Annotated in this window: 10 protein-coding genes; 5 read left to right on the top strand and 5 right to left on the bottom strand. The window is 51.8% G+C overall.

The genetic code is table 11. The features are described 5' to 3' along the window. Window positions 1–1,935: molybdopterin-dependent oxidoreductase (locus tag ACTH3S_RS16020; RefSeq protein ID WP_441810013.1), on the bottom strand; the 1,935-nt coding region annotated here is incomplete at its 3' end. A gap of 406 nt (window positions 1,936–2,341) precedes the next feature. On the opposite strand from ACTH3S_RS16020, the gene ACTH3S_RS16015 reads away from it, so the two are divergent. Next, on the top strand, window positions 2,342–2,773 hold the full coding sequence (locus ACTH3S_RS16015) for an acyl-CoA thioesterase (protein ID WP_441810012.1): 432 nt from the start codon (window positions 2,342–2,344) through the stop codon (window positions 2,771–2,773). A gap of 18 nt (window positions 2,774–2,791) precedes the next feature. Here the strand turns inward: ACTH3S_RS16015 and ACTH3S_RS16010 are convergent, their stop codons facing one another. The 4 genes from ACTH3S_RS16010 to ACTH3S_RS15995 form a co-directional block, all read right to left on the bottom strand. After that, complete coding sequence (locus tag ACTH3S_RS16010; protein ID WP_441810011.1) at window positions 2,792–3,430, bottom strand: response regulator transcription factor; 639 nt, start codon at window positions 3,428–3,430, stop codon at window positions 2,792–2,794. A 6-nt stretch (window positions 3,431–3,436) separates the two neighbouring features. Beyond that, entirely contained in the window at window positions 3,437–4,963 is a 1,527-nt protein-coding gene (locus tag ACTH3S_RS16005; protein WP_441810010.1) for a PAS domain-containing sensor histidine kinase, read from the bottom strand. 90 nt (window positions 4,964–5,053) lie between these two features. Further along, on the bottom strand, window positions 5,054–5,599 hold the full coding sequence (locus ACTH3S_RS16000) for a hydrolase (protein WP_441810009.1): 546 nt from the start codon (window positions 5,597–5,599) through the stop codon (window positions 5,054–5,056). 14 nt (window positions 5,600–5,613) lie between these two features. Continuing rightward, window positions 5,614–6,045 carry a MaoC family dehydratase gene (locus tag ACTH3S_RS15995; protein ID WP_441810008.1) on the bottom strand — a complete coding sequence of 144 codons (432 nt, stop codon included), beginning with the start codon at window positions 6,043–6,045 and terminating at the stop codon, window positions 5,614–5,616. A 150-nt stretch (window positions 6,046–6,195) separates the two neighbouring features. Between ACTH3S_RS15995 and ACTH3S_RS15990 the strand changes: the two genes are divergently transcribed. From ACTH3S_RS15990 to ACTH3S_RS15975, 4 genes are all read left to right on the top strand, one after another. Beyond that, entirely contained in the window at window positions 6,196–7,563 is a 1,368-nt protein-coding gene (locus ACTH3S_RS15990; protein ID WP_441810007.1) for a malonyl-CoA decarboxylase, read from the top strand. A gap of 28 nt (window positions 7,564–7,591) precedes the next feature. Then, complete coding sequence (gene phbB, locus ACTH3S_RS15985; protein ID WP_441810006.1) at window positions 7,592–8,341, top strand: acetoacetyl-CoA reductase; 750 nt, start codon at window positions 7,592–7,594, stop codon at window positions 8,339–8,341. A gap of 11 nt (window positions 8,342–8,352) precedes the next feature. Continuing rightward, window positions 8,353–10,131, top strand: a complete 1,779-nt coding sequence (locus tag ACTH3S_RS15980) for an acyl-CoA dehydrogenase (RefSeq protein WP_441810005.1) — start codon at window positions 8,353–8,355, stop codon at window positions 10,129–10,131. A gap of 23 nt (window positions 10,132–10,154) precedes the next feature. Beyond that, a partial coding sequence (locus tag ACTH3S_RS15975; RefSeq protein ID WP_441810004.1) for an NAD-dependent succinate-semialdehyde dehydrogenase occupies window positions 10,155–11,467 on the top strand: 1,313 nt, incomplete at its 3' end.

The raw sequence follows: 11,467 nt of genomic DNA, 5'->3' as shown, positions 1-11,467 counted from the left end.
GTGATCCAACTGGGAGTGCAATTTGGTTTTCGGTTGATTTGAGATCAAATGCAAAGGGTATTCAGGACTCTCCTGCCCCAGCCATTCCTTAGGATCGTTCCAATACGGAAATCCCGGGCACTCTTCATAACCAAAGCCCGCAACAACCTCAGAAAAGATCTCTATTTTTCCACTTGGCGTTCTGAGGGCGCTTCCTTTTGGATCATCGCGGAAGTTTTTCAAGAATATTTTGGGCTCGTTCGGCATTGAGTTTTCAAACCACCCCTTGGCTTTGAAGTCCTTGAAGCCCGGTAATTCAATGCCGCTTTCACCCGCCTTTTGCCGAGTTTCGTCATAGATAATATTAAGCCATTGCTCTTCATTACGACCCTCCGTGAAAACTTCTCGAGAACCTAACTCTTGTGCCAACTCACTGAAAATCTCGTAATCCGTCATACTCAGGCCCACAGGTTCAGCGGCCTTTTGCATGTATACGAGGAAAGGGTCCCTGCTGGACGAAGCGATGTCATTACGCTCCAAGAAGGTTGCTGCGGGCAGCACAATGTCTGCGTGTTTAGCTTGCGCGTTCCAGCACCACTCATGGACGATAACCGTGTCAGGCTTCTGCCAGGCGCGCCTCAAACGAACGAGATCCTGATGGTGATGAAAAGGATTCCCTCCAACCCAGTAAACCAGTTTGATCTCCGGATACATACCGGTTACACCGTTGTATTCGAATTGCTCACCAGGCTGAAGCAGAAGATCCGTGACTCTTGCAACGGGAATAAAACTCTTTATGGGGTTTTTGCCTTGGGGCAGAGAGGCACCTGGAACGCCCTGATAGTTGGCCCCAATAGCGTTCATGGCGCTGTAACCAAAACCTATGCCTCCACCAGGCAACCCCATCTGCCCCAACATGGAAGCAACAGCAGTGGCAGCCCAAAACGGTTGTTCCCCACTATCCTGGCGAGTGAGAGACCAGCTCACAGAGATCATAGTGCGCTGGCGGGCCATATCTCGTGCCAAGTCACGAATTCGAGAAGCGGGCATCCCAGTTTTACCCTCGGCCCATTCCCTGCTTTTAACTATTCCGTCTGTCTTGCCCAACAAATATTGAAGAAAACGATCATAACCTACCGTATAGGTTGATAAAAATTCAGTGTCAGCCAACTTCTCTTCTTGAAGGGTATGTGCAATGCCAAGCAAAAGTGCAACATCACTTCCCGGGTAGATCGCAAACCAATCGGCGTCCATTTCATCCAGCACATCTGAGCGCAACGGACTGACGTTAACAACCTTTACTCCGTTTGCCGCTGCGTCCAGCATGCCTTGCTTCTGAACATGGCGACCCACGCCACCATTCGTAACCTGCCCGTTCTTAACTGGCGCACCACCAAATGCCACAAACAGATCGGTATGGTCCTTAATAACATCCCAGCTGGTTGCTCCATTCACCATGGAATAGAAATCTCCTAGCACATAAGGCAAGGTTACTTCCGCCGCTGCATAGCTGTATGTATTCAGCGAATAGGTATATCCGCCAATCGAGTTAAGAAATCGCTTAAGCTGGCTCTGGGCATGGTGAAAACGTCCAGCGCTTGACCATCCATATGACCCACCATAGATCGCTTGGTTACCGTAACGGTCGCGTACGCGATTTAACTCACCCGTCACCAGTGCAATCGCTCTGGGCCACGACACTTCAACAAACTCATCAGCTCCCCGACCACCCTCCGCATTCCCCGGCCCACTCTCTAACCATCCGCGTCGAACCATAGGGGCTTTGATACGAAGCGGCCCGTCAAGAACATCAACGATGCCTTGACCGATGGGGGACGGGTCTTCATCCCTCTCAAATCCCTCTAGCGCGGTAACGCTCCCGTCCTTTGTATGAACTCTATAGGTGCCCCAATGGGTGCTGGTCAGCGTACCTTTTGTCGCATGCTCAGATGTCATAGGTTGAGCCCTCTTAATTTTGTTATTCGGAAAAGACAGCATAGACCATAACTAAGTACATATACTCGATTTCATAAAATTTAATCAAATACTTTTACTTGCCAAAAAAGGGTATATGACCGGATCAAATCATGAGCAACAAAACACACGTCTATACTTAAGGTTGCAGGAGAGGAGAAAGGAGCGCTAACGACCAGCGCGAATTGGGATTAAGCTTGACCAAGCTTAATCACTTGGAATTCAATAAGCATTCGTGTGAAAGTTAACGATAGCAATTTAACCAGAGCCTGCTGCTTGGCAGACAGGTCATTAAAGCGGAAATGAAATGCTCAGAATGGGAATTTGACATACTCACCACCGTGCGGGATGCTCCGCTCTCGTTAGTTTACGAAGAGGTGATCAAAAAATGACAGCTGGCGCAACTAAAGACTGGACTCTGGAACAGTTTCCTTTTCGTGCTTATGACAAGCTTCGCTATGCAGACACGGATCGACAAGGTCATGTGAACAATGCGGTATTCTCAACGTTTATTGAAACTGGTCGAGTTGAACTGATCTACGATCCGGAGGCGCCACTCACCTCTCCTCATACATCCTTCGTAATCGTCAATCTAAACCTACAACTGCGCGCTGAAATTCGCTGGCCGGGAACTGTAGATATCGGAACAGCCGTCACACGTGTTGGCAACACTTCCATGCAGCTATATCAGGGCATCTTTCAAAATGGCGCGTGTTGCGCAACCGCTGAAACGGTCATTGTTTGCATTGACGATAACACTCAAAGACCAACCAAATTACCGGACACTGCTCGCAAATTACCAGACACTGCTCGGCGATGAGCCGCTACACAAGTTGTTTTACAAGCTAGCAATGCCTTGCACCAACCCAAGAGCTATAGCTACTTGCACCAGTTCAGCAAACGAGTCCACCTTCATTTTCGCGGTCATGTTCGCCCGATGGCCTTCAACCGTTTTCCTGTTGATACCGAGTTCATCTGCCGCTTCCTGATTAGATAACCCCTTAACGATTAGCTCCAATACTTGACGCTCTCTGCGGGTCAAACGGTCATAACACTCTCGTATACGTGAGTGTGAGCGACGATGAAAGAATCGCTCCCGATCTCTCTCCAAAGCACTGTGGACATGATCAATCAATACCTGATCATCAAACGGTTTTTCGATAAACGTACTAGCACCTTGGGTAAGCGCCGTCACGGCCATATCCACATTGCCGTGGGCGGAAATCATAATCACCGGTAGTTCAATTTTGTAATCTGCCAGCTTTTTCTGAGCATTAATGCCACTGAGCCCTGGCATGCGCACGTCCATTACGATACAACCACTGTCGCTCGTATCAAAACCCTCGAAGAACGCTAGCGCATTTTCGTAGGTTTCAACTTTGAGGCCAACAGACTCAAGCAGCCACTTCAAAGAGTCTCTTACGTCCGTGTCGTCATCAATGACGAATACTGTTTGTGCGTCGTTTATAAAAGTCATGAGCGATCAGTCAGCAATATTGAGAGTGAATGAAAAACACGCCCCGCCAGCAGAAATGTTTTCTGCCCAGAGCTCTCCCCCAAGATTCTCTACCAATGAACGACTGATGGCCAGCCCCATTCCAAGCCCGCTTTCCTTAGTAGAGAAAAACCGATCAAAAAGGCGGGACATGTCTAATTCCGAAATCCCTCGTCCCTGATCCGCCACTTCAACCCGCACCAGCTGGCCTTCGTGGGGATTTACAGTGATCCGCACTGTGGTGGCTTCGTCATCATCCGATGAAGCGCTTGCCTCTATAGCGTTCACGATCAGGTTCAACAACACTTGCTCCAGTTGAATCCGATCCCCTTTAACCGTAGGCAAATCGGAGCCCAGTTCAGACACTATGCGCACGTTGAGCCGTTCCGCCATACTCTCGCAGAAGTCGATCATCTCGCCGATCAGCTCCGGTAAATTTAGACGGGTGACGACAGGCTCCTGCTTGCGAGTGAAGTCCATCATCCGATGGATAATCTCACCGGCCCTCAATGCGGTTCGGATGCTCCGGGTAATGGGTAACTCCAAATCGCTCCAAGAAAGCGACGGCTTGCCTGCAAACCGTCGCTCGATACCCCGGAGGTAATTCACCATTGCGGAGAGTGGCTGGTTCAGCTCATGAGCCAGGCTGGACGCAAGTTCCCCCATGGTGACCAAACGGCTCGCATGGTCGATATCGGTTTGATACTGCTTGAGCTGCTCTTCGGCCGCTTTTTTCTCCGTGAGGTCATGGGCAACCAACGAAAAATACTCGATGTCCCCATGCAAAGAACGGTGGGCCAAGAGTTCAAGCAATACCGGTATACGAGCAGATTTCAGGCTGCGCATGGTCAGCTCGCCTCGCCAATTCCCCGTCTTCCTCGCGGCGGGAAAGCCCTCTTCCATTAAGGTCGCGAGACCTTTCTCCACTACAAACTTGGAGAGAGGGAAAGCACTGTAATCCGTGTGTTCCATCGCAAGAACATTGCGGGCAGCTTCGTTCAGATGTGAAATCGTAAAATCCAGATTCGCGAATATAACCAAATCCTGGGTGCTCTCCAGCACTCGGGCCAACCGACGGTTTGCCTTATCGGCCTTGATTCTGTGGGTCGCATCCCGAGAAACCACAAGGATTTCCCGAATATCATTGGTTTCAGGATCACGAATGGTTCGGCTGGTACTTTCCAGCCAAGTGTAATGGCCGTCTTTGCAGCGAAAGCGGTAGGTGTGGGTATACAGGCCCCGATCATAATTTACCGTGGGCGCCCGCAACCGGAAATCTTCTACATCATCCGGATGGTACAGGTCGTACGCCGAGATACCGACAATCTCTTCCACCGTATAGCCCAACAAATGCGTAACGGCTGGAGATACGTAAATAAACTGCCAGTCTTCCGGTGTGTGCCGGGAAATCATGTCAGTGGATTGTTCGGCCATTTCCGCCAGCAGGCGGTTGCGTTCAGCGTCGTCGGTCAGGGCAGTACGCCCCTCTTCCGGAGTGCGATTTTTCATGAGCATGAGGTTCTCGGAACTCGGGTGGCCTTGTCGGTTCCTATTCTGACGGTCTCCGGGGCCCTTGACCATAAGGTGCTAGGGCCCCGCGACTTACTAGCGCAGAAACTCTTTACTGAAGGCCTTGAATTGAGACGCATCAGAGCGTCGCAGCCATTCAAAACCGACCATTTCTTTAGTCACAATTCTGGCCCCGGCCTGCTCCATCCGGCGAAGTGCTATCTCAGTATCGTAAGGGTTACGCGCGGAAATGGCATCTGCCACAACAAACACATCCACCCCCTTATCCAGCAACCTGATTGCTGATTGCATCACGCAAGCTTGAGACTCCATGCCGCACAGGACAACCTGTTTACGGTCGTGTGCTTGAAACGCTTTTTCGAAACCCGGATCGTCAATGCACGCAAAGAAGGTTTTGCCGTAAATATTGGCCGGCCCCACCAGTTCACGCAGACCATCGTCAGTAGGGCCGAGGCCCTCCGGGTACTGCTCCGATCCAATTACCGGCACATTCATTAGCCCGGCCAGGCGAACCAGCCAGCTACAATTGTTCACCAGCTTTTCGTTTTCATGCACACCGGACAACAACCGAGCCTGCACATCAATCACGGCAACGATGGAATTCTTTTGATCCATTAACATAATAATCTCCAGACTTACGCCGGGCGGCGGTCAACCATGTTAGTTGCTACGCCTTCCGCAACAACCTTATCACCCACCTTACAGATGGTTTCCAGTTTTACTCGGCGACGTTCTTCGTTGATCTCGATGATCTTGGCAGACGCAACCACTGTGTCACCAATGTGAACCGGCGCTTTGAATTTAATCTGCTGATCTATATAGATCGCACCCGGGCCAGGCAGACGTGTGCCCAATACGGCAGAAATCAGCGCAGCACTGAACATGCCATGAACAATGCGTTCTTTAAACGGCGTAGTCTTCGCGTATTCAGCATTAATGTGCACCGGATTGTCATCACCACTGATGCCTGCAAACAGAACGACGTCTGCTTCAGTAATGGTCTTGGCATAGAACGCCTCCATTCCAACTTCCAGATCTTCCAGATAGTAACCATGTAGTTCTTGCATTGTATTTTCCTCTTATAAACTCACGTGCTGACTACATTACTGGTTTATATCCGCCAAACCAAGTACTTTTACTTGGTTTATTCAAAGTGCTCTGGTAGCCTTCTTTCACCAACAAAGACAACACCGCCTTGTTCATAGGGAGTCGCGGTCATGCAAAGGCAACCCGTAAGCATTTTTGAAAGAGCCTTTAAGAAGCTGGTTCCAGGTGGCCTGGAATCCGTAGGCCGTCGTGGTTCCGACATACTGAACATTACGGAAGACCTCCCAGAGTCTGATGTCGCTACGGTTAAAGAGTGGATAGATGACTGCCTTGCCGAGAACGGTGGCCAAGTAGAAGCCCGCAAACGTGCTGCCTTGCTTGGTCGGGCCTACTTAAAGCTGTCGTCTACTGGAAGAACCCGTTTCCTTGGTCTGCTTGCGGAGCACTACGGTGTGGATGAGGCCAGCGTAGAGCGTGCCATCGACCAATGGCATAACGCTAAATCCAGCGGGAAAACCCAAGCCGCTCAGTCTTTGCGCAAGGCATTGGTTCCAAGCCGCACGGCTCTGTTGAAACAGTTCAATGGTGTACCTTCCGGGGTCAAGTTCCTGGTGGACATGCGGGAGGAACTACTCCAACTTTGCAAAGATTATCCGGAACTGAAATCACTGGAAACCGACCTCCGTGACCTACTGGCTACGTGGTTCGACATCGGCCTGCTGCAGCTAGAAGAGATCAGCTGGAATTCCAGCGGTGCCATGCTGGAAAAGCTGATTGCATACGAAGCCGTGCACGCTATTAAAAGCTGGAGTGACCTAAAGAACCGGTTAGATTTTGACCGCCGCTGTTTCGCATTCATTCACCCGAACATGCCCGACGAACCTCTTATTTTTGTGGAGGTGGCCTTAGTTAACGGTCTGGCTGACAACGTTCAGAAACTTCTAGACGAGCACGCACCAACTCAGGACATCGACAAAGCTGACACCGCAATTTTCTACTCGATTTCCAATGCCCAACAAGGCTTAGCTGGCATCAGCTTCGGCAACTTCTTGATCAAGCAAGTGGTAAGCAAACTGCAAGTAGAATTCCCTCAGCTAAAGCAGTTCGCAACCTTGTCACCCATTCCAGGCTTCCGCCGCTGGCTGGAAAACACTCCAGCAAACCAACTAACCCAACTGCCCGGTGGCGAACAGTGGCTCAGTTCCCCGCCACCACGTGATCCAGTGCGGGCAAGCCAAGAGGACGCCACCGGTGCGCAGCAAGAAGCCATCATGAAGCTGGCCGCGTCCTACCTGTGCTCTACCAAACCCGGCACGTCCCGCGCGAACGATCCAGTGGGGCACTTCCATCTAAGCAACGGCGCCCAGATTGCCCGGCTCAACTGGATGGCAGACACCTCAGAAAAAGGCATCAAGCAAGCAGCAGGGCTGATGGTCAATTATCTGTATGAGCTTCCGAAAATTGTTCAACGTAGTAACCAGTACACCTCACGGGGACACATTTCCCAATCATCCAATATCAAGAAATTTTTGAAATAAACCACCCATAAAAAGGAAGGAGAACAACATGACTAATCGCATCGCAGTCGTTACCGGAGCAGCCGGTGGTCTGGGTACCGCTATGTGTAAGGCATTGGCCGCCCAAGGTCGTAAAGTGGTGGGCACTCACCTGCCTGGTGAAGAATTTACTGCTCAAGCCCAAAGCTGGCAGGCCACGCTCAGTGAAAAGGGTGTCGACGCGGCCATTTACCCTCTGGACGTAACGGATTTTGAAAGCTGCAAAGCGTTCATTGCCGCTGTTGGAGAGGATCTGGGCCCTATCGATATTCTGGTTAACAACGCCGGTATTACCAACGACGCACCGCTGAAGCGAATGCAGCCGGAGCAGTGGAACCAAGTGATCAATGTGAACCTGACCTCCATGTTCAACATGTGTCAGCAAGTGTTCGAGGGCATGTGCGAACGCGGATTTGGCCGTATCGTAAACATTTCCTCCTTGAACGGTGAGAAAGGTCAGTTTGGCCAGAGCAATTATGCTGCTACTAAAGCCGGTATCTATGGATTCACCAAGTCCATTGCTCAGGAAGGTGCCCGCAAAGGCGTAACCGCCAACTCGGTTTCCCCTGGCTACATCGACACTCCCATGGTTCGCCAGGTGCCTGAGAAAGTACTGAACAATATTGTTGCAGGCATTCCGGTTGGCCACCTTGGCAAACCCGAAGACATTGCCAGAGCCGTAGTTTACCTGACAGCTGATGAAGCAAGCTTCGTGACCGGCACCAACATGTCGGTCAACGGCGGCCAGTACATGAGCTAAGGGAGTAAACCATGACAGAGTTCAGAGCACCCACCCGTGAGATGGCGTTTACCTTGCAGCAAGTCGCCGGTTTTTCGGAAATGGCCAAAGCCTGCGGCTACGAAGACGCCTCTGAGGATGTCGTCGCGGCCATTCTTGAAGAAGCTGCGCGCTTTGCCGGTTCGGTCATCGCCCCAACCAACGTCACCGGTGACCAAACCGGTGTCCGTTTAGATTCCGACCACAACGTGGCCACGCCAGCTGGCTTCCGTGATGCTTATCAGCAATATGTACAGAGTGGGTGGGCCAGCCTGCAGTTTGATCCGGAGTTCGGCGGCCAAGGCCTGCCCTTCTCACTCGCAATTCCGGTTCAGGAAATGTGGCATGCCGCCAATATGGCGTGGGGGCTCTGTCCTTTGTTGTCTCAGGGCGCGGTTGAAGCGCTTTCCGAAAATGCCAGCGACCTGCTGAAACAGCAGTTGCTGCCAAAAATGATATCCGGGCAATGGACCGGAACCATGAACCTGACCGAACCGCAGTCCGGTTCGGATTTATCAAGCATTCGTACCCAAGCCCGCCCGGATGGCGATGCCTATCGGATAAAAGGCCAAAAGATTTTCATCACTTGGGGCGAGCACGACATGGCGGAGAACATTATCCACCTTGTGCTCGCTCGCTTACCCGAGGCCCCACCCGGGGTAAAAGGCATCTCACTGTTTGCTGTACCCAAGTATCTACCGGATACCTCTGGAGAACCCGGGGAGAGAAACGACTGTCAGGCGGTTTCGCTAGAACACAAGCTCGGCATTCATGCCAGCCCTACCTGTGTCATGAGTTATGGTGACAACGAAGGCGCCATCGGTTATCTGGTAGGCGAAGAAAACCGTGGTTTGGCCTGCATGTTCACAATGATGAATAACGCCCGACTGACCGTTGGTTTACAGGGCGTTTCCATTTCCGAGCGCGCTTATCAACACGCGCGGAACTATACCTTCGAACGAACTCAAGGCACGGCTCCGGGCGAACAAGGTGTTTCCCCGATCATCAAGCACCCAGACGTACGCCGAATGCTGATGATCATGAAAACCTTAACCGAAGCGGCGCGCGGGCTGGCCTACACCGGCTGCGTGACTGTCGATTACGCCAACTCGGACACCCTGCCAGACGACACCAAGGCTCGCTACAAGCGACGAGCCGACCTACTAACACCTTTGGTTAAGGGCTGGTGTACAGAAATCGCGCAAGAGGTCACGTCCCTGGGCATTCAATGCTATGGCGGCATGGGCTTTATCGAAGAGGCTGGCGCTGCTCAGCACTATCGTGACGCCCGAATCCTGCCTATTTACGAAGGCACTAACGGCATTCAAGCGCTTGACCTGATTGGTCGAAAAACCGTTCGTGACCAAGGCCAAGCCATGGCCGAGCTGATTGACAACATGCGCCCGCTCACCGGGCCGTTACAAAGCAGTTCCGTACTCACAGCTGAGCGTCAAGCCAGATTTGACCAAGCAGTAGCCTTCCTTGAAGATGCAACCAGAATGATTCTGGAGCGCGGCGATGACGACCAGTTTACCGGCGCTGTTGCCTTCGACTACCTAATGCTGAGTTCCACAGTGACCGCAGGCTGGCTGATGCTTAAAGCTGCCACTGCAGCCGCGAATGATCAGGCTGTCCAGAGCGCATTTGCGGCCAACAAGCTGGCGACCACTAACTTTTTCATCGACCACATTTTGCCGCGCTGTTCAGCGCATCTGAGCGCATTGCGGTCCGGTGACGACGCCATTATGGCGCTGTCAGAGACAGAATTTTAATAACAGCCAAGAGGTAAAACCTCATGTACATAAACGGAAAATGGTTAACTGGACACCCTGAGTTCCCAATTACCAATCCAGCAACGGGTGACGTCATCGGTCAAGTGCCCGACTGTACCGATCAGGATATTGAGGCCGCCATTGCGGCCGCCCATCATGCTTTTAAAGAATGGAAAAAGACGACCGCCTACCATCGTTCCCAGTTGCTATACCGCGCTTGGGAATTGATGATTCGCCAGAAACGCGAACTGGCAGAATTGATGACCCGCGAGCAGGGAAAACCCCTGAAAGCCTCTCTCAATGAAGTACAGTACGGCGCAGATTTTCTGCTGTGGTTTGCGGAAGAAGCCAAGCGCGTATACGGGCAGAGCATCCCCTCTGCCCGTGAAAATCAGCGTTTTATTGTTCAGAAATCTCCAGTCGGTGTGGTCGGCGCGATTACGCCCTGGAACTATCCGATTTCCATGATTACCCGCAAACTGGCCCCTGCTTTGGCGGCCGGCTGCACGGTGATCCTGAAACCGGCTGAAAGTACGCCCCTGTGCGCAAAAGCCATGGTAGAAATCTTTGCCGAAGCAGGCTTCCCAGCCGGTGTTGTTAATATGCTCACTGTGCAAGACCCTTCTCGGATAGGCGATGCTTTTTGTACTGACCCAAGAGTCCGTAAACTGACTTTTACAGGCTCTACCCCCGTCGGCAAAAAACTGAACGGGTTGGCCGCAGCCCACATGAAGCGTGTCTCTATGGAACTGGGCGGCCATGCGCCCGCCATTGTATTCCCCGATGCGGATCCGGTTCATGCGGCCAAAGGACTGTCTCTGGTAAAGTTCCTTAATGCCGGCCAAGCTTGCATTAGCCCTAACCGTATTTTTGTGCACGAAGACCACCTGAAGCCATTTATTAAAGAACTGACGAGTCGGGCCAGTCGCTTGGTCGCCGGCAATGGTATGTCTGAAGGCGTTGGTATCGGCCCGCTGATCAATGAACAGGCCATCCAGAAGGTCGACAGCCAGGTTCAAGACGCTGTTGCTCAGGGTGCAAAGGTGGAAACCGGCGGTCAGCGCTTGATAGAAAGTGGCCTTTCAGAAGGCTACTTCTATGCACCAACCGTGCTCTCCGGCGTAACGCCAGCCATGAAAATCTACCGGGAAGAAACCTTTGGCCCGGTCGCTCCTGTAATCACTTATCGCTCAGAAGATGACGTGATCGCCATGGCCAACGACACCGAATATGGATTGGCGGCTTACATCTACAGCAACAACATGACAACCGCCATGCGCGCATTTGAAGCTCTGGATTTCGGTATTATTGGCATCAACGACATTAACCCAACCAG

This window comes from Marinobacter sp., assembly GCF_052094685.1.
GTDB lineage: Bacteria > Pseudomonadota > Gammaproteobacteria > Pseudomonadales > Oleiphilaceae > Marinobacter.
The sequence above is the reverse complement of the archived record's forward strand: the minus strand, read 5'-3'. Positions and strand labels throughout refer to the sequence as shown.

Coding starts and splice junctions, on each gene's coding strand:
- ACTH3S_RS16000 (WP_441810009.1), bottom strand. CDS start 5,599: ATGTTAATGGATCAAAAGAATTCCATCGTTGCCGTGATTGATGTGCAG.
- ACTH3S_RS16005 (WP_441810010.1), bottom strand. CDS start 4,963: ATGCTCATGAAAAATCGCACTCCGGAAGAGGGGCGTACTGCCCTGACC.
- ACTH3S_RS15995 (WP_441810008.1), bottom strand. CDS start 6,045: ATGCAAGAACTACATGGTTACTATCTGGAAGATCTGGAAGTTGGAATG.
- ACTH3S_RS16015 (WP_441810012.1), top strand. CDS start 2,342: ATGACAGCTGGCGCAACTAAAGACTGGACTCTGGAACAGTTTCCTTTT.
- ACTH3S_RS16010 (WP_441810011.1), bottom strand. CDS start 3,430: ATGACTTTTATAAACGACGCACAAACAGTATTCGTCATTGATGACGAC.
- ACTH3S_RS15990 (WP_441810007.1), top strand. CDS start 6,196: ATGCAAAGGCAACCCGTAAGCATTTTTGAAAGAGCCTTTAAGAAGCTG.
- phbB (WP_441810006.1), top strand. CDS start 7,592: ATGACTAATCGCATCGCAGTCGTTACCGGAGCAGCCGGTGGTCTGGGT.
- ACTH3S_RS15980 (WP_441810005.1), top strand. CDS start 8,353: ATGACAGAGTTCAGAGCACCCACCCGTGAGATGGCGTTTACCTTGCAG.